Origin of the sequence: Mesorhizobium sp. M0894 (assembly GCF_040319725.1) — a bacterium.
Lineage (GTDB): Bacteria > Pseudomonadota > Alphaproteobacteria > Rhizobiales > Rhizobiaceae > Mesorhizobium.
This window is the reverse complement of the sequence record NZ_JAMYOG010000004.1, coordinates 210,982-233,539: the sequence shown is the minus strand read 5'-3', so window position 1 is coordinate 233,539 and position 22,558 is coordinate 210,982. Positions and strand designations below refer to the sequence as shown.

Here is a 22,558-nt window from a genome sequence, read left to right as displayed (position 1 = left end):
GAGGGTTTCAGGTGTTCCAGGGGAACGAAGAAAATCGAGCGCAAGGAGTTTCCTGTTGAATTTTCTCGATGCCGTGCCGGCGATCCGCCGCATCGATACCGATCGCGAAGACCTCTTCGCCATCGATGTCGTCGGCCATGTCGCAGCGGCTGATGCCGAAAACCTGTTCGGATTGCTGGAGGCAGCCTACGCGCTGCACACGAAAATCGACGTGCTGGTGCGCCTGATCGATCATGAGGGTGTCGACTGGACCGACGTATCGGACGAGACGATCGAACAGGGCATAGCTCACGCGGTGGAGCATATCGGCCGCTGCGCGGCGGTCGGTGAGCCGAACTGGATAGCGGAGGCAAGAGCCTTCTTGCCAGCCTCTTTGCCTATCGAACTCCGGCATTTCGAGGCTAAGGACGAAACCGCCGCCTGGGAATGGCTTGGCGCCAGACCGATCGCCCAGCGCTGATACGGCCGCCCTATCGGACGATCGTCAGCCGTTCGGCCGCGCGCGTGATGGCGGTGTAAAGCCAACGCTGCCGGGTTTCCTTGAATGCCCAGCTTTCGTCGAAAAGCACGATCTCGTTCCACTGCGACCCCTGCGCCTTGTGCACGGTCAGTGCGTAGCCATAATCGAAATCATCGAAGCGCTTCTTCTGCTGCCAGGGAATGTCGGCGTCCGGATCTTCGAACGCCGCCTTGAGCAGTTTGATCTTGGCGACGCCGCGATCCGGATCGTCTTCCTCCGGCGAGACCAGCAGATTGATGCCGGGCTTGACCGTCTCGCGCGACGAGGTCATCACCTTCCACAGCGAGCCGTTGAGCAGCCCCTTGGCTGGATCGTTGCGCAGGCAGACCAGCTTGTCGCCGGCTTGCGGATAATCGGCGTTGAACCCCTTCAGCTCGCGCAGCCGCTGATTATAGCGACGGCGCGTGCGGTTGGTGCCGACCAGCACCTGGTCCGCCTTCAGCACCAATTCCTGGGTGACGTCTTCCTTGCCGATCACTTGCGCCGCGCCATAGTCGCCGCGCATGAACTCGCGGCCCTCGCGCACATCGAGCGCCAGCCTGATGATCGGGTTGTCGCGCGCCTGGCGGTGGATTTCGGTGAGCAGAATGTCCGGTTCGTGCTCGGTGAAGAAGCCGCCGCCGGAGATCGGCGGCAACTGGCCGGGATCGCCGAGCACCAGGATCGGCGTGCCGAAGCTCATCAGATCGCGGCCAAGCTGCTCGTCGACCATCGAGCATTCGTCGATGACGACGAGCTTGGCCCGCGAGATCGGGCTCTGCCGGTTGAGCGAAAAGGTCGGCGACATCGAGGTTTTGCCGGTCACCTCGTCCGCTACCGATTCCTCGCCTTTCGGCCGGTAGATCAGCGAATGGATGGTGCGGGCATTGACCGCGCCCTTGGAACGCAGCACCTGCGCCGCCTTGCCGGTAAAGGCGGCGAACTGCACCTGGCCGTCGACATGCTCGGCGAAATAGCGCGCCAGCGTCGTCTTGCCGGTGCCGGCATAGCCGAACAGCCGGAACAGCTGCGGCTTGCCGGCTTTCAGCCAGCCGGCCACCGCCTTCAGCGCCTCGTCCTGTTGAGGAGAAAATTCCATCAGCGCGACAGACCGGATTCGCGAGGGAAAGACAAGGTGACTGCCGTCACCATCAACTTCATCGCCTGCAATTACGCTGCTGCGACAGGGCCAGGCTATCAGCGACGAAGAGGAACGTAAAGAGAACAACGCCGGGCGACGACAGCTTACCCAGCCCGCTGTGGATCGTTCTCCAGCAGGATCGGCTTGCCATGCGGCGTAGCATGCGCGGCCCGTTCCCAGGCAGCAGCAAGGCTGTCGACGTCGCTCCTACCGGCAACGCCTTTGGCCGAAAGCAGCTTTTCTAGCGCGGCCAGCCAGTGCTCGTAATAGTCATGACCGTCGCGCGCGGCGCCCGGCCGCTTCACCTCGGCCGACAAGGCGTCCGCCCATTCGCTCCACGAAAACAGCCCGTTGTCGTGTAGCGCCACCGTCATGGCGAAGGCCTCTGCTTGCCACGGCTGGGCGAAGACTGGCGCCTCGACACCGGCGGGCAGCGCGGTGGCGGCTGAGCCCGTCTCACGCCGGTTCAAGGTAGCTCTCCCAGGCATCGATGGACACGACAAGTTTCGGGTCGGCGCCCTCGCCCCAGATTTCGCTGCCGGTGAAAGCCACCGTATAGACCCATTGCGGGTTTTCGCCCTGACCGTGAGCATTGGTGTCGGGAAAGACAAAGCCGTCACGCATGGCCTCGATGACGCCTCGCTTGCCGCGCGCGTAACGCGGCAGCCTGGTGTGGCCGGTCGGATGAAAGTTCCTGGTTCGCACGAGGTCGCCTGCCTTGAATCGCGGCAAGGCGGCGACCGACCGGTCGCAAGGCCCGCCCTTGGCCAGCACCGCCGAAACGTCTTGCGCCTTCAGGACCCGCTTGGGTGTCGCTACCGGGTCGACCGCATCGCCCCTGGCCAGATCGCGGTCGCTGACGAAACCATGGCGTTTGAGTAACACCTCCAGCGCCTTGATCCAGATTTCGTAATAACTCGACGCATAGTAGTCGGCCGGGTGCAGCGATTCCCGCGCGTGCCGGCTCTCGTCGATGTTCCAGGCGCCCATGGCGCCGGCGCACAACGTCACGCCCAGCGCCCGCCTTTCCCAATCGGCATGGAAATAGGGTTCGTCCTGTTCAGGCGCGACCGGCCCGAAACCCATCTGGCCGCCGAGATCCTGCGGCCCGTTCATGCCGGTTCCCGCGCCAGCGCCGTGCCGATCATGGCATCGCGCGTCACCAGATCGGCGAGCCGCGCCTCATCCCAGCCCTCTGTGTCCCTGGGCCGCATCGGCACCACCAGATAGCGCAGCTCGGCGGTCGAATCCCACACCCGGATTGTTGTCGTTGCCGGCAAGCTCAGCCCAAATTCCTCGAGCACACCGCGCGGATCGATCACCGCGCGCGAACGGTAGGGCGGCGCCTTGTACCAGACCGGCGGCAGGCCGAGCACCGACCACGGATAGCAGGAGCATAGTGTGCAGACGACGAGGTTGTGCGTGTCGGCCGTGTTGAACACCGCCTGCATGTGCTCGCCTTGCCGGCCGGTGTAGCCGAGCGATTCGATGGCCGCCGTCGCATCACGCTTCAGCCATGCGGCAAACCCGGGATCAACCCAGGCCTTCGCCACCACCTTTGCCCCGTTGCGCGGGCCGATCTTGGTCTCGTAGGTGTCGACGATAACGTCGATCGCCGCTGGATCGATCAGCCCCTTGCGGGTGAGAATTGTCTCCAGCGCGCGCACCCGCGCCGCGAACGGATCGAACTCGTTGTCGTGGTCGTGATTATGCTGCATGGCGTCAAATTACGATCGCGGACACCCGGCCGCAAGCACCACGGCTTGGGCCAGCGCTATTCAGCTGCCGCCTTCTGCGGCACCGGTTCTTCCTCGTCGTTAAACAGCGACGGCTGGTCGACCGCCTCGACCGGACTCGGCTCGCCCCGGCGCCGCGTCCACAGCCTGACCAGCCAGCCGGAAAAATGCTCCATGTAAACGTAGATGACTGGGGTGACGAACAGCGTCAGTGCCTGCGAGGCGACGAGGCCGCCGACCACCGCCACACCGAGAGGCTGGCGCAGTTCCGCGCTGGCGCCGGTGCCGAGCGCGATCGGGATGGTACCCATCAGCGCGGCAAGCGTGGTCATCATGATCGGCCGGAAGCGCATAAGGCAGGCCTTGTGGATGGATTCGACAGGCGACATTCCCTCGCGCCTGAGCTCGAGCGCCACGTCGATCATCATGATGCCGTTCTTCTTGACGATGCCGATCAGCATCAGGATGCCGATCACCGCGATCACCGACAGATCCATCCCCGCCAGCCGCAACGCCACCAGCGCGCCGAGCACCGCCGATGGAAGCCCGGTCAGGATGGTGAGCGGATGGATGAAGCTCTCATAGAGCATGCCGAGCACGATATAGATGGTCAGGATCGCGCCGCCGATCAGCAGCCCCTGGTTGGAAAGCGAATCCTGGAACGTCTTCGCCGTGCCCGAGAAGGCGGTCGAGATCGTCGGCGGCATGCCGATCTTGTCCTTCAGCGCGTTGATGTGGCTCACGCTGTCGCCGAGGGCCACGCCCTGCGGCAGATTGTAGGAGATGGTCACAGCCGGAAGCTGGCCGAGCTGGTTGACGGTCAAAGCACCGGCGGTCCGATCGACGCGAGCGAACGCACCGAGCGGCACCAGGCTGCCGCTCGCCGTTCTCACCTTGATGGCCAGCATCCGCTCGGGCGACCACTCGATCTTCGGGTCGAGCTCCATGATCACGTCGTAGCTGTCGGCCGAGCCGAAGATGGTCGACACCTGCTGGGTGCCGAAACCGCCATAGAGACTGGAGCGCAGCGTGTCGGTATCGACGCCGAGGTTCGCCGCCTTGTCGCGGTCGATCACCAGCGTCGCCTGTAGCGCGTTGTTCTGCAGGTCATTGGTCACGTCGGTGAAGGCGGCATGATCGGCGGCCATCGCGTCCGTCAGCCTTTGCGCCCAGACGTTCGTCAGGCCGGTATCGAGGCCCTGCACGGCAAGCTGGTAGGCACTCGCCGAAGAACGCGCGCCGAGCCGCAGGTTCTGCACCGGCTGCATGTAGGTTTCGATGCCGGGCACATTGGCAAGCTGGCGCCGCAGATCCGAAAGCACCTTGTCGATGTTGGGGCGCTGGTCCTTGTCCTTCAGCTGCACAAAGAGCTGGCCCTGGTTGAGCGCATTGTTTCCGCTGCCCGCCGACCAGCCGACATGCGCGACATAGGGCGAATGGGTGAAGACATCAGCCACTTGCCCCTGCAGCTTCACCATGGCGTCGAACGAAATGTCCTGGCGCGCGATGGTCGTCACCGAGACCTGGCCGATATCCTCCTGCGGGAAGAAGCCCTTCGGCGATATCTGGATCAGCCACACCGACAGCCCGGCGGTTACCAGGAAGACAAGGAAAACCAGGAAATTGTGGCGCAGGCAGAATGTCAGCAGCCGGTCATAGCCCCGCATGAAGACGTTTTGTCTATGGCCTTCACCGTGCGCTGCTTTCTGCTCGGCTTTCGATAACGACAATAGCCGCGAGCACAGCATCGGCGTCAGCGTCAGCGAGACGAACATCGATGCCAGGATGGCGACCGTCACCACCACCGCGAACTCGTTGAAGATGCGCCCGATCACGCCGCCCATCAAAAGCACGGGAATGAACACGGCGACCAGCGAGATCGAGATCGAGATGATGGTGAAGCCGATTTCGCGGGCGCCCTTGAGCGACGCCTCCATTGCCGAGAGCCCATCCTCCTCCATATGCCGGAAGATATTTTCCAGCATGACAATGGCGTCGTCGACGACAAGGCCGACCGCCAGCGTCAGTCCCATCAGCGAGATGTTGTCGATGGAAAAGCCGAACAGGTACATCACGCCCAGAGTGGCGATGAGCGAAATCGGCACCGCCACGGCCGGGATCACCGTCGCCGTCACCCGGCGCAGGAACAGGAAGATCACCATCACCACCAGCGCGATAGTGAGCAGGAGCGTGAACTGCACGTCGTCGACCGCCTCGCGGATCGATGTCGAGCGATCGTTGAGCAACTGGATGCTCGCAGCTGCCGGCATCTGACCCTCGAAGGAAGGCAGCATCGCCTTGACGCGGTCGACGACATCGACGGTATTGGCATCCGGCTGACGCTGCACCGCCATGATGATGGCGCGGGTGCCGTCATACCAGCTTGCCGTCGTCGTGGTCTCGACCGAATCGATGACGCGGGTCACCTCGCCGAGCCGCACCGGATGGCCGTTCTTGGTGGCGATGATGATGTTGGAGAATCCCGCCGCATTGGTCAGCTGCGTGTTCGCCGTGATGGTCAACTGCTGTTTGTTGTTCTTGAGCACGCCGAGCGGCGTGTTGCTGTTGGCCGAGGCAATGGCCGTCTGCAGCTGGTCGATCGAGATGCCGCGTGCGGCGAGCGCCGTCGGATCGATCTGGACGCGGACGGCATATTTCTGCTGGCCGTAGATCGAAACCTGCGCAACGCCGTCGATCGTCGACAGCGACGGCGAAATCACATTCTCGGCAAAGGCATCGAGATCGGTCAGCGGAATGGTGTCGCTGACCAGCGACATCAGCAGGATCGGCGCGTCGGCTGGATTGACCTTGCGATAGCTCGGCGGGCTGGTCATCTCCGGCGGCAATTGTCGTTGCGTGCGTGCGATCGCCGCCTGCACATCGGCGGCGGCTGCATCGATGTCGCGGTTGAGCACGAACTGAATGGCAATCGAGGTCGTGCCGAGCGAATTGGTCGTCGAGATCGAATCGATGCCGGCGATAGTGGCAAACTGCTTGATCAGCGGCGTTGCCACCGAGGTCGCCATGGTTTCCGGCGAGGCCCCAGGCAGCGAGGCCGAGACATTGACAACCGGAAATTCCGCGCTTGGCAGCGCCGCGACCGGCAGGAATTTGTAAGCAAATAGCCCGCCCAGAACCAAGGCGAACGACATGAGCAGCGTGGCGACGGGCCTGCGGATGCAGAATTCGGAAATCATGGCTGTGTTCCGCCCGTCCTGTCGGCCTCGGCGACCTTCGGAGCCGCCTGGTCGCCGGTGCCGCTCGAGGCCTTGCCTTCGCGCACCGCCGCGCCGTTTTTCAGCTTGGTCTGGCCTTCGACGACGACACGCTCGCCGCTTTTCAATCCTTGGCTGATCGCGGTGTTGGCGCCTTCTGTCAGCGCGACCTGCACGGGCCGCATTTCAACGGTGTTGTCCGGCTTGATCACATAGACGAACGGGCCCTTCTGGCTGGGCTGGACGGCGACCGTCGGAACGGACGTCATTTGCGGCATGATGCCGGCATCGAGCACGACATTGACGTATTGGCCCGGCCACAGCGAAAGATCGGCGTTGGGCACACTGGCCCGCGTTGCGATCGTGCCGGATGCCGTGTCCACGCTGGAATCGACGAAATCCAGCGTTCCCTTGCCGATCGGCTTCGGGTCGCCGTCCTTGGTCAGCGTCACCGCGCCTTGCTGCGGCGCCGCCAGCGCCTTGTGCAGTAAGGCAAGATCGCTTTCGGGAAGATTGAAGTTCACCTGCAGCGGGTCGACCTGCGTGATCGTCACCAGCGGCGTCGACGTGCTGCTGCCGTTGCTGGTGGTGACGAGGTCGCCCACCGCGACGCTGACCGCGCCAAGCCTGCCGGAAATCGGCGCTTTGATCGTGGCAAAGCCAAGCTGGACCTCGTCCGCATCAATCGTCGCCTTGTCGGCGTCGACGGTGGCCGCGGCGGATTTCTGCGCCGCGACGGCCTGATCATAGGTCTGCTGTGTTCCGGCCTGCCTGGCGACGAGATTTTTGGCACGCTGAAGATCGGCCGTGGCGCTGGCAAGCAGCGCCTGGTCTTTTGCGAGCGTCGCCTGATCGCGTGCCAGTTGCGCCTTCAACGAGCGATCGTCCAGCGAGAACAGAAGGTCGCCGGCCTTCACCATCTGTCCGTCCTTGACCGCGATTGCGACGATCTGGCTCGAGACCCGTGCGTTGATGCTGACCACGGCGGGAGAGGACACAAAGCCGATGGCATAGCGCCGGACCGGGAAATCGGCCGTCGAGGCGGTGGCGGCAACCACCGAAGTCGAACGCGCGGCATTTGCCGCTGCAGCGGGCTTGTCCGCCGCCGCCGTCGTCTGCTTCGCCGACAGCATCTGCTGAAGACCGCTCATTGCGGTGGGCGAATGATAAAGCCACGCCGCCGCGGCAACGCAGGCTGCAGCAATCACCGCAAATACGATCTTTCCGCGCATCGACAAAAGGCCTCTCGATCCGACACGCCGCTATCCGGTGGCCGCAGTCTAGCTCAACTCGCAGCCTCTTGCCGCGCTTTTGCCAGATAATAGAGGATGCCGAAGGCGAAAAAGGGCCAAAAGTCGTCATTACGAAGATTTAATGTGCAGTGCACAATAAAACGGCAGCTAAAGCAGCATCGGCCACAGCGTCGCCGCAAGCATCACGCCCATGGCGATGTTGAACCATTTGAGCCGCACCGCATCAGCCAGAAAACCGCGCAGCGCCATGCCGAAACCGGCCCAAGTCGAAATGCTCGGCAGCATGACGACGGCGAAAGCGGCCGCGATCAGCACCACGGACACAAACGGGCGTTCCGGATTGGTATAGACGGCCATGGCCGTAATCGCCATCACCCAGGCCTTAGGATTGACCCACTGGAAAGCCGCAGCCTCGATGAAGCGCATCGGCTGGCCCTTCGCCTCGCCTTCGCCGCCGAGCGAGCGCGACATGGCGATCTTCCAGGCCAGATAAAGCAGGTAGAGGCCGCCGGCGATCTTCAACCCGGTATGCAGCACCGGAAAGGCCGTCAACACGGCCCCAAGCCCGAAGCCTACGGCAAGCAACAGCACGAGGAAGCCGAAGCCGATACCGAGCATGTGTGGCACGGTCTTGACCAAGCCGAAATTCACACCCGAGGCCAAAAGCATGAAATTGTTCGGACCCGGCGTGATCGAGGTCACGAAGGCATAGACCAGCAAGGCGAAGAATGCGTCGAATGTCATGCCGTTCCCCTATTCAATGCGATCGGTGGCAAAGCGACGAGATAGAGCCAAGCTGGATGACTACATCCCTTGCGGGCCGCGGTTCATCGCCGCCACTCCGGTACGGCAGATTTCGACCAGGCCGAGCGGCTTCATGATGGCGATGAACTGATCAAGCTTGGAGCCCTTGCCGGTAATCTCGAAGATGAAATGCTCGGTGTTGGCATCGATGACGCTGGCGCGGAATGCATCGGCGAGCCTGAGCGCCTCGACGCGGGCTTCGCCGGTGCCGGCGACCTTGACGAGCGCGAGTTCCCGCTCCAATGGCCGCTCCTGTCCGAATTCCTGCGACCGCACGGTGAGATCGACGACGCGGTGCACCGGTACGATGCGCTCAAGCTGGTGCTTGATCTGCTCCAGCACGTGCGGCGTGCCGCGCGTCACGATGGTGATGCGCGACAGGTGCTTTTCGTGCTCGGTTTCCGAGACCGTCAGGCTCTCGATGTTGTAGCCACGTCCGGAGAACAGGCCGATGACCCGGGCAAGCACGCCCGGCTCGTTGTCGACCAGGACCGAAAGCGTGTGGTTCTCTGGTTTTTCCGTCTCCTTGGCGATGAAATAGGCGGAGCCGGTCGGTTGCAACTGTGCGTTCATGACATAAATCTCGATTTCAAACTTTTACGCTAATCTGCTGTTTTCGCACAGCTTTCTCGAACCAGGCTACACCAGTTCCCTGCCCTTGGCGTCGATCGCGTTGGCGACAGCTTCGTCGGTCGCCTCGTCAGGCAACAGCATCTCGTTATGCGCCTTGCCGGACGGGATCATCGGGAAGCAGTTGGCGAGCGTCGCCACGCGGCAATCGAACAGGACGGGCTTCTTGACCGCGATCATCTCCTTGATGGCGTCATCGAGCTCGTCCGGCTTGTCGCAGCGAATACCGTGGCCGCCATAGGCTTCGGCGAGCTTGACGAAATCCGGCATCGCCTCGGTATAGGAATGCGACAGCCGGTTGCCGTGCAGCAGCTGCTGCCATTGCCGCACCATGCCCATGTACTGGTTGTTGAGGATGAAGATCTTGATCGGCGCCTCGTGCTGTACCGCCGCGCTCATCTCCTGCATCGTCATCTGCACCGAAGCGTCGCCGGCGATATCGATGACCAGCGCATCCGGGTGCGCGATCTGCACGCCGAGCGCGGCCGGCAGGCCGTAGCCCATCGTGCCCAGCCCGCCGGAGGTCATCCAGCGGTTCGGCTTCTCGAAATGATAGTGCTGCGCCGCCCACATCTGGTGCTGGCCGACCTCGGTGGTGATGTAGGTGTCGAGGTCTTTGGTCAGCGCATAAAGCCGCTGGACGGCATATTGCGGCATGATCACCTCATGGTTCATCTTGTAGGCGAGTGAATCGCGCGCGCGCCATTTGGCGATCTGCTCCCACCACGGGTGAAGCGCCTTCTTGTCGGCCTTGGCGGTTGCCCGCCACAGTCGCACAAGATCCTCCAGCACACGGCCGACATCGCCGATGATCGGCACGTCGGTATGGACGTTCTTGTTGATCGAAGACGGGTCGATGTCGATGTGGATCTTCTTCGAATTCGGCGAAAACGCTGTCAGCCGCCCGGTGATGCGGTCGTCGAAGCGCGCGCCGATGCAGAGCATGACGTCGCAATCGTGCATCGCCATGTTCGCTTCGTAGGTGCCGTGCATGCCGAGCATGCCCATCCAGTTCTTGCCCGACGCCGGATAGGCGCCAAGGCCCATCAGCGTCGAGGTGATCGGGAAGCCGGTCAGGTCGACCAGCTCGCGCAGCAGATGGCTCGCCTCCGGGCCGGAATTGATGACGCCGCCGCCCGAATAGATGATCGGCTTCCTGGCGCCGGCCATCAGCTCGACCGCCGCCTTGATCTTCTCCAGGTCGCCCTGGACCTTCGGCTGGTAGCTGGTGCGCGGCGCCGTCTGCGGCGGAACATAGATGCCCTTGGCGAACTGAACGTCCTTAGGGATGTCGACGACGACCGGACCGGGGCGCCCTGTCGTTGCCACATGGAAGGCCTCGTGAATCGTTGCCGCGAGCTGGTTGACGTCCTTCACCAGCCAGTTGTGCTTGGTGCAGGGCCGCGTGATGCCGACCGTGTCGCACTCCTGGAACGCATCCGAGCCGATCAGCGAGGTCGGCACCTGGCCGGTCAGGCAGACCAGCGGGACCGAATCCATCAGCGCATCCTGCAATGGCGTCACCGCATTTGTCGCGCCCGGCCCGGAGGTCACCAGCATGACGCCGGCCTTGCCGGTCGAGCGCGCATAGCCTTCCGCCGCGTGGCCAGCGCCCTGTTCGTGGCGAACGAGGATGTGCTCGACCTCGTCCTGCTGGAAGATTTCATCGTAGATTGGCAGAACCGCGCCTCCCGGATAGCCGAAAACATGCTTGACGCCATTGTCCTTCAGCGCCTGCACCACCATTTCGGCGCCAGTCATCTCGGTTCTTGGCGTTTCGCGCCGCTCATTCTGTCCACTGCTCATCGGTCTGGTCCCGTACTGTTCGCCATCGGGCGATTGCTGGTCGTTTAGTCGTGTTTCGGGCAATAAAAAAGGCCCCCGAGGGAGCCTGTGTCTTGCGCATGGGAGGTCACCGCCTGGCGGTTACACCGCCTTGCCCACGCGCTTTCCTACGAGAATGAGTGCCGTTTTCATGGTCGCGGACAATAGAATTGGTTTGATGGTGCTGTCAACGGCGAATGTGCGCGGGCCGGATATCAGACTGTACCAATGCGCTTCCAGTAGATGAGGGTGCCCGTCAGCCCGCCATGCGGCTTCAGCGCATAATCTGGTATTTCGCCGCCCAGCGTGAAGCCGAGCTTTTCATAGAGGCCGGAAGCCCCCTCCTCTTTTGCCGTGTCCAGCACCAACAGCGTGCGGCCTTTCTCCATGGCAACGGCTTCCGCCGCCTCCATCAGGCGGGTTGCGACGCCCTTGCCGCGATAATTGAGGCGGGTCATCAGCTTGGCGATCTCGGCCCGGTGCGGCTGGTTGGGAGGGCAGTCGAGCAGCACGGTGACGGTGCCGATCAGAGCCTCGCCGTTCCAGGCCCCGAGCACCGCCCTTTCGCCTCTGGCGACCGCCTGAAGCGACTTGTTCCAGAAGGCTGCAGCCATCTCCGGCGCCAAGGGACGCATGAAGCTGACCGAGCCGCCGGCGGCAACCGTGCCGATCAGCAAATCGACCAGCATTTTTTTCGTTCCGGCAGTATTGCTGAGCAGGTTGATTTCTATTGAATCCATGTGGTCTCCTCTGTGTGCAACGGGAACGGCAGTGCATCGAGCGGCAGCATGGCCTGCACCGTCAGCCGAAATGACTGGTCCGCTTCCGCTTCCTGGCTCGGCGGATTTCTCCGATGCGCTCGGCGTCTTCCTCTTGCAGATGTCGCCCGCGTTCCAGCAGTTCGAGCGTGTATTCCTCATAGGTCAGGCCTAGCCGCTCGGCCTTGTCCAGCCGCATCAGCATGATCTCGCGGCTCGGCACTTTCCATGCCTGGGCATGGGCGGTCCGCCAGGCAAGAAAGATATAGGGGTCTCCCTTGCCCCAAGGCGGACCGTCGTAGTCGTCGAGCGGCGGACCGCCATTGTCGGAACGTTTCGGACGGCGCGCCATCGTCTCAGCTCCTGGCCAACGCAACCAGATAGTCGGCGGCGTCCGGCCCCGGAGCGTGGAAGACGCAATCGGATGGCGCGCCGAGCGCCAGGCAGTCGCCGGGCTCGAGCCTGTGAACGATGTCGCCCTCGACGAATTCCAGCTGCCCGGAGATCAGCCAGATCTGTTGTCTGATGAAGGCATAGGAGGCCGCCGGGAAGCTCACCTTGGCGCCCGCCGGCAGTTTGACCCGGATCAGTTCGAGCGGCATGTCCGAAACCGGCGAAAGGTGCCGCCGCACATAACCCGTAGCCGGATCGCGCCAGACCGGCTGGTCACGTTCGCGAAGCAGGCCACCGCCTTGCAACTCCGCCCTTGCGATCAAAGTGGAAAGCGTCATGCCGAACGCGGCCGCAATGCGCACGAGGAGTGCCGCCGTCGGGCTCGTCATGCCGCGCTCGATCGTGCTCAGCATGGCTTTCGAGACATCGGACTGCTCCGCCAAATCCGCCAGGGACCAGCTGCGAGCCACCCTTTCGGCGTGTATCCTTCTGCCGATAGTCGATGAGATATCGTTCGCTATATTATCCATTCATCCACTATAGCGAAATCCCGCGCTCGGGCAACGGCCGTTTCGTCCAGTTTTCGCAAACCCCTTAACGTCCGCTAAACCATCCGGCCTCACCCCACCTTAACCCCATCCGCCTAGGCTCATTGTTTGGGAAAAGGGGATCGGCCTGTCCATGCTCGTCGAACGCGAAACCTCCATTGGAGAACCGACTTTGCTGGAGCGCCGCAGGGCGGAGCAGAACGACAAGCGGATTCTGGGCAATGTCGTGCAATGCGATGGCGCGCGCGCCACCATCAGCGCCTATGCCGACGATATCGAAGGCACGGTCACCGGCCTATGGAGCGTCGGCAAGATGATCTCGATCAATCTCGGTACATCACGAACCGTCGGACTGGTCTACGAAATCGGCAAGTCGGATCGTGCCTGGAGCAGCGAGGGCCAGAATCCGATCGAGGTCAGCATCGAATTGATTGGCGAGGTGCGCGACGGCGCCGAACCCGGCGCCAAGCCGGTATTCGACCGCGGCATCACGACCTATCCGCATATCGGCGCCATTGCCCATCGTATCCGCAGCCGCGACCTACAGGCCGTCTACGATCTCGCCGGGCGTCATTCGATTACCATCGGCACGCTGTCGCAGGACGAGGCCATCGACGCCAATATTGCCATCGACGATACGCTGGCGCGCCATTTCGCCATTGTCGGCACGACCGGGGTCGGCAAATCGACCGCCGTCTCGCTGCTCTTGCGCAAGTCGATCGCCGCCCGGCCCGACCTGCGCGTGCTCATCCTGGATCCACACAACGAGTTCGCCGCGTCCTTGCCCGAATATTGCTTTAGGGTCGATTCGACGACGCTCGACCTGCCTTTCTGGATGTTCAAACTCGAGGAATTCGCCGAGGTGCTGTTTCGCGGCCGCGAGACGGTGCCGGAAGAGGTCGACGCCTTGCGCGATCTCATTCCCGCGGCCAAGAACCTCTATCGCAATCCGAACACCGGCAACTACCTGCGGCGCAGCACCGACGCGCTGACCGCCGACGCGCCGGTACCCTATCGCATTGCCGACCTCATCAAACTGGTCGACGAACGCATGGGATTGCTGGAAAGCAAGAACGATCGTCCAACCCTCAGGTCACTGAAGACACGTATCGAATCGGCGGCATCCGATCCGCGCTACCGTTTCATGTTCAACTCGCGCCTGATCGAGGACACCATTCACGAGACGATCGGCAACATTTTCCGCGTGCCGCATCACGGCCGCCCGGTGACCTGCTTCGAAATGGCCGGTATGCCGTCCGAGGTGGTCAATTCCGTATGCTCGGTGCTGGCGCGGCTGGCGTTCGACCTGGCGTTGTGGAGCGAAGGCCGCTTGCGGCTGCTCTTCCTGTGCGAGGAAGCGCATCGCTATATGCCGGCCGATCCGCGCCTCGGTTTCGCGCCGACCCGGCACGCGCTGTCGCGCATCGCCAAGGAAGGCCGCAAATATGGCTGTTATCTCGGCGTCGTCACCCAGCGCCCGGGCGAGCTTGATCCGACCATCCTGTCGCAGTGCTCGACGTTCTTCGCCATGCGGCTCGCCAATGAGCAGGACCAGGCGATCATCCGCTCGGCGATCGCCGATTCCTCGGCTTCGACGCTGGCGTTCCTGTCTTCCATGGGGCAGCGCGAGGCCATTGCCTTCGGAGAAGGCGTGGCGACGACGATGCGGATGAAATTCGAAAAACTCTCCGAGGATTTGATCCCCGGCACGGCCAAGCGCGAGGACGCCTTGCCCTCCGAAACCGGCAACGATGTCGACCTCGTTGCGATCGTCGAACGGCTGCGCAACGTGCCTAGACCACAACAGGCAATGGCGTTCGCGGAAGTCATTGATCCGGGCCGGCAGGCCGGCGATTCCGACTATCGCAAACCGCCGGCCGTACGTACCCAGCGGGACGAGGATTTCGACTTGCGCTACGGCCTCAAGCCGGCGACCTTCGGCCTGCGTCCCCAGAACGATTGAGCCGAGCGACGTTTAGGCAGACCTCATCGGTGCGTCGGCAACCATCAAAGCTGAACTTCGATGGCTGCCTTGTCTATAACGGACCATACCTGGCGAATTTTCCCTCTCTGAAACTCATAGAATACGTTCTCGGTAAACCAAATTCTCTTCCCGCTTACATCGAGCCCAAGGAACATTCCCCTTGGGGTGCAGTTGAAGCTTAGCCGGCTCGCTATATAAGGCGGATCGGCAACCAATAGCCGAATGTCGAAGTAAAGGTCCGGAATTTCATCGAAGTCTCTCTCCAACATTTCGAGGTACCCGGATAATCCGAGCGGCCGACCGTTGTGGATCGCTTCATCATGAACAAACTGCCCCAGATTTGGCCAATCCTGCTTGTTCAGACATGCAATATAGCCTCGGTAAAGATCGGAGAGGTCGGATTTGATCACGGCAACACCTCTATCTCCCACAAGCCCTGCAAGGCGCCGTCTCAGCTTATTTGGCGACGTCGGTCTGCAAGCACCGGAAGCACAGAAAACGGCACTAGACGGCCAGCATCACGAATTTAATGACGGGATTCAGGCGCAGACGCGGTTGCGGCCTTGCCTCTTTGCCTCATAGAGCTGGCGGTCGGCGCGGCGATAGAACTCCTCGGCGGTTTCCTTGCGGTCCCAGACGGCAAGCCCGACGCTGGTGGTGATTTTCAGTCGGACATTGCCTGTCAGCACCGACATGCTGGCGATCGCCTTGCGGATGCGCTCGGCGAATTTGGATAGCAGCTCGGCGTCCATATTGGGCGTGACCACCGCGAACTCCTCGCCGCCCAGGCGCGCCACCACGTCGTGATAGCGTGTCATGTCCTTGAGACAGTTGGCGACGGCCCGCAACACCTCGTCGCCGACATCGTGGCCGTGGCTGTCGTTGACCTGCTTGAAGTGATCGAGATCGAGGATCATCAGCCCGACTGGTTTTTCGATGCGGCGAAACTCCTCGAGATATTCTTTCAGCGCATCGTCGAAATAGCGCCGATTCTGCATGCCGGTGAGGCTGTCGGTCAGCGCCGCGTGCTCCAGCGTCTCCGAGCGCGCACTGAGTGAAACTGTCATCGCGCGCAGCTTGCCTTCTTCCGTCGCCTGCTTTCGGATCAGCGGATAGATGAAGAAAATGCCGAAGAACAGCGCAGTCGCCAGCAGCACGCCGATCGCAAACAGCAGCTTGTTGAGATAGACGATTTCATCGAGTTCCGAAGGCGTATTGCTAATGTCGGCCGCCAGGGTTTGCAGGAGTCCATAGGCGTAAAGCGTCACCAGGCCGGCGGCCAGGATCACAAAAATAAAGACGAAAAACGCTGATTCCGCCTTGTGGAAACGCATCTGCTCCCCGTTGAAAAGTTCCTATCGATCTTATGGCATGCGGGAGCTTACGGACAGTTAACCTGGACAACTTCAACGCGAAATGTCCCTTCGATGTCGACTTTTCAGGTTGCGCTCGAAGGAGGGGGTGAGATCACCCAGTTGATCCCCTCACCGGGACGCAACCTGTGCCATTCCGGACCCAATTGGTGCCTGAACCAGGTCGCCTGCCGCTTTGCATATTGCCGCGTCGCGATCTTCGCACGCTCGATAGCCTCGGGAAAACTGATGGCGCCGGCCAGCGCGGCCTGAAGCTCGCGAACACCGATTGCCTTCATCGCCGGCAGGTCGGGATCGAGGCCGAGCACTGAAAGCTGCTTCACCTCGTCCAATGCCCCCTTGTCCAGCATGCGGTCGAAGCGGGCATCGATCCGCTCCACCAGCGCCGCCCGCTCCGGCTCGATGACGAAAAAGCGCGCGCTGCTTCTGTCGATCAACGGCTGGCCACGCGCGGCCTGCCAGTCCAGGATGGAACGGCCCGACGCGTCGAGCACCTCCAGCGCCCGCACGATGCGCTGGCCATCCGTCGGCTTCAGCACCATGCCGGCCGCAGAATCCTCGCGCAACAGGATGCGGTGCAATCTCACCGCGCCCTGTTCCTGGAGCTCGTAGCGCCAGCGCTCGCGGATCGACTGCGGAATGTCGGGCATCTCCGAAATACCTTCCGTGAGTGCCCGGAAATAAAGCCCGGTGCCGCCGACGAAAATCACTTGCCGCGCCGAAAGCGTGCCGTCGTCGATCAGCTTCATGACATCACGCAACCAGGCGCCGGTGGAATAGGCGGTGGACGGATCGACGTGTCCATAAAGAAAGTGGGGGACGCGGGCGAGTTCGGCAGGACCAGGCCGCGCCGTCAGCACGTCGAGCACCGAATAGCCTTGCATGGAATCGGTGTTGACGATGACACCGCCATTGCGCTCGGCGAGGTCGAGTGCGAGTGCCGACTTGCCGCTGGCGGTCGGCCCGGCTATCAGGATCGCGTTCTTCACGCGACCTTCGCCCGCCTGTCTGCTGGAATTTTCGATGCCGCTGATCGCCACGCTTCTATCCCATCCCGCCCGCCGCGCATTGACGCCGACGCTAGCGAATATGGCCTCGCGGTTGGTCGGCGCAAGCGCTGTTCGCTGGCTGGCCGAAGGCATCGCCTGCGAGCTCGATTTGCCAGAGACCGCCGAAGCTTCCGAAATAACGGCCCGCCTGCATGCCGCGCTTGCTTCCGAACCCATCGACGTGGCCGTCCAACCGGCTGAGAACAGGCGCAAGAAGGTCCTGATCGCCGACATGGATTCGACGATGATCGAGCAGGAATGCATCGACGAGCTTGCCGACGAGATCGGCGTCAAGGATCGCGTCGCCGCCATCACGGCGCGATCGATGAACGGTGAGATCGCATTCGAGCCGGCCTTGCGCGAGCGCGTGGCGCTGCTTAAGGGTCTCGATGCCGCAATCATCGACCGCATCATCGACAATCGCCTGACGCTTGCCTCCGGCGGTCGCACGCTCGTCCAAACAATGGCGGCCAACGGCGCCTGGACGGCGCTGATTTCCGGTGGTTTCGACATCTTCACCACCCGCATCGCAGCATTGCTCGGTTTTCACGAAAATCGCGCCAACCGGCTGATCGAGCAGGATCGCCGCTTCACAGGCTTGGTCGCCGAGCCGATCCTCGGCCGCGCCGCCAAGGCCGAAGCCCTTATCGAGATTTCCGCCCGCCTCGGCCTGACGCCTGCCGATGCCATTGCCGTGGGTGATGGCGCCAACGATCTCGACATGATCCGTCTTGCCGGCATCGGCGTCGCCTTGCACGCCAAGCCGGCCGTGGCAGCCGAGGCAAAGATCCGCATCGACCACGGCGACCTCACCGCCTTGCTTTATCTGCAGGGTTATCGCCGGAAAGAATTTGTCGAATGACGCCGATCCGCACCGAGCGCCTGATCCTGCGCAACTGGGAAGATCGTGACCGCGAGCTCTTCCATCGCATCAATTCCGACGAGCGCGTCATGGAATTCTTTCCGTTTCGCCGCGACCGCGCCCAGGCTGACGCCAAGATGGAGGAGTTGCGCGCCGCTATCGATCGCAACGGCTTCGGCTTCGCGGCCGCTGAGATCACAGCCACAGGTGAATGCATCGGCTTCGTCGGCATAACCCGAACCGATCATTTGCCCTTCCTGCCGCCCGGCACGATCGAGATCGGCTGGCGGCTGGCACCCGAATTCTGGGGCCGCGGCTATGTCACCGAAGCAGCCGAAGCCTGGCTCACCTATGGCTTTGAAAGACTTGGCCTCCACGAAATCGTGTCCTTCGCCGTCAAGGATAACAGCCGGTCCACTGCCGTCATGGAGCGCCTGAACATGATCGCCGACCCGGCCTCCGACTTCGACCATCCCGGTGTCCCGGACAGCCACACCGCACTCAGGCGACATGTCTTCTACAGGCTGTCACGCACAGACTGGCAAGCAAGAAAAAGGGCGGCCCGCTAGCCGCCCTTTTTCTTTTCAAGATCAGAGTGTTACAGGCTCTTCCGGACTCAATCCATCCGGATTGTCACAAACCTCAGCTCGCCGGTCTTCGACGCCAGCATCAAAAGCGCGTTCTTGCGCCCTTGCTCCTTCAGCGCGCCGATCCGGTCCATGACGTCCTTGGGCGTGGCGACCGATTCCTGCGCGATCTCGGTGATCACCTCGCCCGGCTGGATGCCGCGTTCGGCAGCGGCTGAATCCTTGGTGACGTCGGTCACGACGACGCCGGAGACGTCGGCGGCGATGCCGAATTTCGTGCGCGTCTCGTCGTTGAGCTCGCCGATCGTCATGCCAAGCACGGCAGCCGTCGAAACGGCAGGCGCCTTGTCGGCATCGTCCTGGTCGGTGTTGCCGTTTTCACCGCCGCTGGCAAGCTTTTCGCCGTCCTCGAGTCGGCCGAGCGTCACCTTCACGGTCTGCTCGACCCCCTTGCGCACGATGATCACGTCGACCGCCTTGCCGACCGGGCTTTCCGCCACGACGCGCGGCAGGTCGCGCATTTCATGGATGTCCTTGCCGTCGAACTTGATGATGACGTCGCCGGCCTGGATGGTGCCGTTGTCGACCGGTCCGCCCTTGATGACGCCGGCAACCAGCGCGCCCTTGGCGGTCGCCATGCCCAGGCTTTCGGCAATGTCGTCGGTCACCGGCTGGATGCGCACACCGAGCCAGCCGCGCCGCGTCTCGCCGAACTGGCGAAGCTGGTCGACTACGCCCGAGGCGAGCTGCGACGGAATGGAGAAGCCGATGCCGATCGAGCCTCCCGACGGCGAGATGATTGCCGTGTTGATGCCGATGACCTCGCCGCTGCTGTTGAACAGCGGTCCACCGGAATTGCCGCGGTTGATCGCGGCATCGGTCTGGATGAAGTCGTCATACGGGCCGGAATTGATGTCGCGATTGCGCGCCGAGACGATGCCGACCGTCACCGTGCCGCCGAGACCGAACGGATTGCCGATCGCCATCACCCAGTCGCCGACACGCATCGTGTTGGAATCGCCGAACTTCACCGCTGTCAACTTGTGCCCTTTCGGATCGACCTTCAGCACCGCGACGTCGGTCTTGGTGTCGGTGCCGACCAGCGTCGCCTTGAGCGTCACCCCGTCGGAGAAATTCACCTCGATGTCGTCGGCATCGGCAATGACGTGGTTGTTGGTCACCACGATGCCCTGCTCGGCGTCGACCACAAAGCCGGAGCCCAGCGACTGCACCTTTTGCCCGCCGCCGCCCTTGTCGCCGCCACGGTTCTTGAAGAAATCGTCGAAGAAGTCCTGGAAGGGTGAGCCTTCCGGGAGCTGCGGCATCGGCACGGCGCCCGGACCCTCCGTGCCCTTCACCGTCTGCGAAGTCGAGATGTTGACCACCGCGCCGAGCAGGCCGGCGGCGAGATCGGCAACCGAGGGTGGCCCGTCGGCTGCCACTGTCGGCGTCACGAACGACGGAACGGCAACTGCGCCGACCAGAAGCGCAGCGGCCCCGGCGATGAACGTCCGCCTCGCTGCACGCAGAAGGGTAGTGGATGTCATCGAAAGGCCTCCGGGTGTTCTAAAAAAGCGCTTCGGCAAAAACGCCGCGTCGCGTCATGTTGGCAAGAAATAAGGCACGTTTGCGGCTACGGCTACCGCCAGAGGATAAATCCTCCGTTACGCCGGCTTCCCCTGCACCGGCCCTACTGGCCGGTGCCTGGCTGTGCCGCTGGCGCGGCGGGAGCGGGCGGCGCTGGCGGTGGTGCCGCCGGTGCCGCGAGCGTTTCCTTGCTGTTCGGGTCGCGGAAAAAGCGGAAGAACTCGGAATTCGGCGACAGCACCATCGTCGTTCCGGTGCTGTTCAGCGCCGTGCCATAGGCATTCATCGATCGATAGAAATCGAAGAAGGCCGGATCGCGCTGATAGGCCCCGGCAAACGTCGCGCTGCGCTGGGCTTCACCTTCACCACGCAGGATTTCAGACTCTTTTTGCGCTTCGGCGACGATTTCCACCACTTCGCGGTCGGCGCGGGCCCTGATCCGCTGCGCTGCCTCATTGCCTCGCGCCCTCAGCCGCTCGGCTTCGGCGAGACGTTCGGCCTTCATGCGGTCGAAGGTCTGCTGCGAGACCTCAGCCGTGAGATCGGTGCGGCGGATGCGGACATCCTCGATCTGCAGGCCAAGCGAGGTGGCGTCGGGCCTCAGTTGATCGCGTACCTCGCGCATCATCACGGCGCGCTCTTCCGAGAGTGCCGCCTCGAAGTCGCGCAGGCCGTAGACGCGGCGCAAGGCGGCGTCGAGACGCGTCCTCAGCCGGGCCTCGGCCAGTTCGATCTGGCCGGAGACCGCGGCGCGAAACACGCGCGGATCCGAGATACGATAGGCGATAAAGGCATCGACCTCATAGAACTTGCCGCCCGAAACCTGGACGCGGATGTTGTCGAGGTCGAAGCGCAGGACCCTGTTTTCGATCAGCTGCACGGTGTCGGCATCGAAGAAGGAGAACGGCGCCTTGAAATAGATGCCTGGCTGGTTCTTGACGTCGACGATTTCGCCGAACCTGAGCACCAGCGCCTGCTGGCGCGCATTGACGACGAAGACAGACGAATAGAGCAGGAACAGGATGACCGCGGCGATGACCGCAATGACGGGAAGACGGTTGGCCATCACTGGTTTCCTCCGGCGGCCGGTGCCGGCGCCTTCTGCTGCAATGCGGGCAGCGGCAGGTAGGGAACGACTCCTTGCCCATTGCCTTGCTCGACGATGACCTTGCTCGAATCCTTCAGCACCCTCTCCATTGTTTCCAGGTAAAGCCGCTTGCGCGTCACCTCCGGCGCCTTTGCATATTCGTCATAGACCGAGATGAAGCGCTGCGCCTCGCCTTCGGCCTCCTGCACGACCCGGTTCTTGTAGGCGGCCGCGTCTTCGCGGATCTGCGCGGCAGCGCCGCGCGCCTGGCCGAGCTTCTGGTTGGAATACTGATTGGCCTGCTCGACGAACTTGTCCTCGTCCTGTTCGGCCCGCTGCACCTCGTCGAACGCGTCCGCCACCTCGCGCGGCGGCGCGGCATCCTCGATCGAAATGGCGTTGACGTTGAGGCCGGCCTTGTAGCCGTCCAGCGTCGTCTGGATGATCTCACGCACCGACGCCGCAATTCCTTGCCGGTCGTCGCGGAAAATGTCCTGCGCCGGGCGCCGGCCGACCGCTTCACGCATCGCGCTTTCGGCGACCTGCTGCAGCATGCCGCCGGGGTCGGACACGTCGAACAGATAGGCCTTCGGGTCGGAAACCTGATAGGCCACAGAGAATTGCACGTTGACGATGTTCTGATCGCCGGAAAGCATCAGACCATTGCCGCTGGTGCTGCCGCCACCGATGCTGACAAGCTGCTCGGCGATGTTGGCGGTCTCGACCGTTTCAATGGGCCACCAATGGAAATGCAGGCCAGGCTGCGAGAGTTCCGCCTTCGGCTTGCCGAACCTGAGCTCCACCGCAACTTCGTCGGGCTGCACGGTGTAGACCGCCTTGAACGCCCACAGCACAACCAGCGCCGCAGCAATCAGCCCGAACACGGCCGGGCTCGCGCCACCGCCGCCCGGCAGTGCGCGCCGCAACCTGTCCTGCCCACGCCGGATGATATCCTCGAGATCGGGAGGTGAGCCCTGCGGGCCGCTGGGTCCCTTGGGTCCCTGTCCCCAAGGTCCCTGATTGTTGCCGCCGCCCCACGGGCCGCCGCCGCCGCTCTTGTCGTTCCAGGGCATGAATATCCTTTCGCTTGGAATTCCCTCAAGCGCCGGCTCACCGGCGCAAAATCCAATATTATTCTTCTATAGGGATGCAACGGCACGCTTTCAACGCGATCGGCTGCCGTCACCGTCCGCCTTTGGGTCCATTTAGACCTGTCGCGACGCTTTGT

Annotated in this window: 22 protein-coding genes; 4 read left to right on the top strand and 18 right to left on the bottom strand. The window is 62.6% G+C overall.

All coding sequences use genetic code 11. The annotated features are described in order from the left end of the window. Window positions 1-55: 55 nt before the first annotated feature. Window positions 56-460, top strand: coding sequence for a SpoIIAA family protein (locus NKH91_RS10280; RefSeq protein ID WP_023720790.1), 405 nt, complete (start codon window positions 56-58; stop codon window positions 458-460). Window positions 461-470: 10 nt separating this feature from the next. Here the strand turns inward: NKH91_RS10280 and NKH91_RS10275 are convergent, their stop codons facing one another. The 12 genes from NKH91_RS10275 to NKH91_RS10220 form a co-directional block, all read right to left on the bottom strand. Then, window positions 471-1,598 carry an ATP-dependent DNA helicase gene (locus tag NKH91_RS10275; protein ID WP_352844453.1) on the bottom strand — a complete coding sequence of 376 codons (1,128 nt, stop codon included), beginning with the start codon at window positions 1,596-1,598 and terminating at the stop codon, window positions 471-473. Window positions 1,599-1,744: 146 nt separating this feature from the next. Continuing rightward, complete coding sequence (locus NKH91_RS10270; RefSeq protein ID WP_502898980.1) at window positions 1,745-2,128, bottom strand: nitrile hydratase accessory protein; 384 nt, start codon at window positions 2,126-2,128, stop codon at window positions 1,745-1,747. Further along, the gene (gene nthB, locus NKH91_RS10265; RefSeq protein ID WP_352844455.1) at window positions 2,097-2,756 is read right to left on the bottom strand and encodes a nitrile hydratase subunit beta; all 660 of its coding nucleotides are present in this window, start codon (window positions 2,754-2,756) and stop codon (window positions 2,097-2,099) included. Before nthB ends, NKH91_RS10270 begins: the two co-directional genes overlap by 32 nt. After that, complete coding sequence (gene nthA / locus NKH91_RS10260) at window positions 2,753-3,358, bottom strand: nitrile hydratase subunit alpha (RefSeq protein WP_352844456.1); 606 nt, start codon at window positions 3,356-3,358, stop codon at window positions 2,753-2,755. Before nthA ends, nthB begins: the two co-directional genes overlap by 4 nt. 56 nt (window positions 3,359-3,414) lie before the next feature. Next, the gene (locus tag NKH91_RS10255; RefSeq protein ID WP_352844457.1) at window positions 3,415-6,573 is read right to left on the bottom strand and encodes an efflux RND transporter permease subunit; all 3,159 of its coding nucleotides are present in this window, start codon (window positions 6,571-6,573) and stop codon (window positions 3,415-3,417) included. Further along, a complete protein-coding gene (locus tag NKH91_RS10250; RefSeq protein ID WP_352844458.1) occupies window positions 6,570-7,823 on the bottom strand; it encodes an efflux RND transporter periplasmic adaptor subunit in 1,254 nt (417 codons plus the stop codon). Before NKH91_RS10250 ends, NKH91_RS10255 begins: the two co-directional genes overlap by 4 nt. 168 nt (window positions 7,824-7,991) lie before the next feature. After that, complete coding sequence (locus NKH91_RS10245; protein ID WP_352844459.1) at window positions 7,992-8,588, bottom strand: LysE family translocator; 597 nt, start codon at window positions 8,586-8,588, stop codon at window positions 7,992-7,994. A 60-nt stretch (window positions 8,589-8,648) separates the two neighbouring features. Further along, window positions 8,649-9,221, bottom strand: a complete 573-nt coding sequence (gene ilvN / locus NKH91_RS10240; RefSeq protein WP_023676680.1) for an acetolactate synthase small subunit — start codon at window positions 9,219-9,221, stop codon at window positions 8,649-8,651. 66 nt (window positions 9,222-9,287) lie between these two features. Beyond that, window positions 9,288-11,084, bottom strand: coding sequence for an acetolactate synthase 3 large subunit (locus NKH91_RS10235; RefSeq protein WP_352884617.1), 1,797 nt, complete (start codon window positions 11,082-11,084; stop codon window positions 9,288-9,290). Window positions 11,085-11,317: 233 nt separating this feature from the next. Then, the gene (locus NKH91_RS10230) at window positions 11,318-11,842 is read right to left on the bottom strand and encodes a GNAT family N-acetyltransferase (protein ID WP_352788447.1); all 525 of its coding nucleotides are present in this window, start codon (window positions 11,840-11,842) and stop codon (window positions 11,318-11,320) included. A 61-nt stretch (window positions 11,843-11,903) separates the two neighbouring features. After that, window positions 11,904-12,212 (bottom strand): hypothetical protein, encoded by a 309-nt coding sequence (locus NKH91_RS10225; RefSeq protein WP_352547049.1) that lies wholly within the window; start codon window positions 12,210-12,212, stop codon window positions 11,904-11,906. Window positions 12,213-12,216: 4 nt separating this feature from the next. Further along, window positions 12,217-12,783 (bottom strand): helix-turn-helix domain-containing protein, encoded by a 567-nt coding sequence (locus NKH91_RS10220; protein WP_352788450.1) that lies wholly within the window; start codon window positions 12,781-12,783, stop codon window positions 12,217-12,219. 151 nt (window positions 12,784-12,934) lie between these two features. Here NKH91_RS10220 and NKH91_RS10215 point away from each other — a divergent pair, with 151 nt between their 5' ends. Then, window positions 12,935-14,764 (top strand): ATP-binding protein, encoded by a 1,830-nt coding sequence (locus tag NKH91_RS10215; protein WP_352844462.1) that lies wholly within the window; start codon window positions 12,935-12,937, stop codon window positions 14,762-14,764. Window positions 14,765-14,808: 44 nt separating this feature from the next. Here the strand turns inward: NKH91_RS10215 and NKH91_RS10210 are convergent, their stop codons facing one another. From NKH91_RS10210 to miaA, 3 genes are all read right to left on the bottom strand, one after another. After that, window positions 14,809-15,195: an ester cyclase gene (locus tag NKH91_RS10210; protein ID WP_352844463.1), complete on the bottom strand. Its 387-nt coding sequence runs from the start codon at window positions 15,193-15,195 to the stop codon at window positions 14,809-14,811. A 129-nt stretch (window positions 15,196-15,324) separates the two neighbouring features. Further along, window positions 15,325-16,119, bottom strand: coding sequence for a GGDEF domain-containing protein (locus NKH91_RS10205; RefSeq protein ID WP_352844464.1), 795 nt, complete (start codon window positions 16,117-16,119; stop codon window positions 15,325-15,327). Between the two features lie 104 nt (window positions 16,120-16,223). Then, window positions 16,224-17,192: a tRNA (adenosine(37)-N6)-dimethylallyltransferase MiaA gene (gene miaA / locus NKH91_RS10200; RefSeq protein ID WP_023720805.1), complete on the bottom strand. Its 969-nt coding sequence runs from the start codon at window positions 17,190-17,192 to the stop codon at window positions 16,224-16,226. Here miaA and serB point away from each other — a divergent pair. Both serB and NKH91_RS10190 read left to right on the top strand, forming a co-directional pair. Next, a complete protein-coding gene (gene serB / locus NKH91_RS10195; protein ID WP_352844465.1) occupies window positions 17,182-18,069 on the top strand; it encodes a phosphoserine phosphatase SerB in 888 nt (295 codons plus the stop codon). The two genes, miaA and serB, sit on opposite strands and share 11 nt — an antisense overlap. Beyond that, a complete protein-coding gene (locus NKH91_RS10190) occupies window positions 18,066-18,638 on the top strand; it encodes a GNAT family N-acetyltransferase (protein ID WP_023720806.1) in 573 nt (190 codons plus the stop codon). The genes serB and NKH91_RS10190 overlap by 4 nt, the downstream gene beginning before the upstream one ends. Before the next feature lie 47 nt (window positions 18,639-18,685). Here NKH91_RS10190 and NKH91_RS10185 read toward each other — a convergent pair whose 3' ends face one another. The 3 genes from NKH91_RS10185 to hflK form a co-directional block, all read right to left on the bottom strand. Next, window positions 18,686-20,203, bottom strand: coding sequence for a DegQ family serine endoprotease (locus tag NKH91_RS10185; RefSeq protein ID WP_023720807.1), 1,518 nt, complete (start codon window positions 20,201-20,203; stop codon window positions 18,686-18,688). Window positions 20,204-20,346: 143 nt separating this feature from the next. Further along, a complete protein-coding gene (gene hflC, locus NKH91_RS10180; RefSeq protein WP_023720808.1) occupies window positions 20,347-21,309 on the bottom strand; it encodes a protease modulator HflC in 963 nt (320 codons plus the stop codon). Beyond that, complete coding sequence (gene hflK / locus NKH91_RS10175) at window positions 21,309-22,403, bottom strand: FtsH protease activity modulator HflK (RefSeq protein ID WP_023720809.1); 1,095 nt, start codon at window positions 22,401-22,403, stop codon at window positions 21,309-21,311. The genes hflC and hflK overlap by 1 nt, the downstream gene beginning before the upstream one ends. Window positions 22,404-22,558 lie beyond the last annotated feature (155 nt).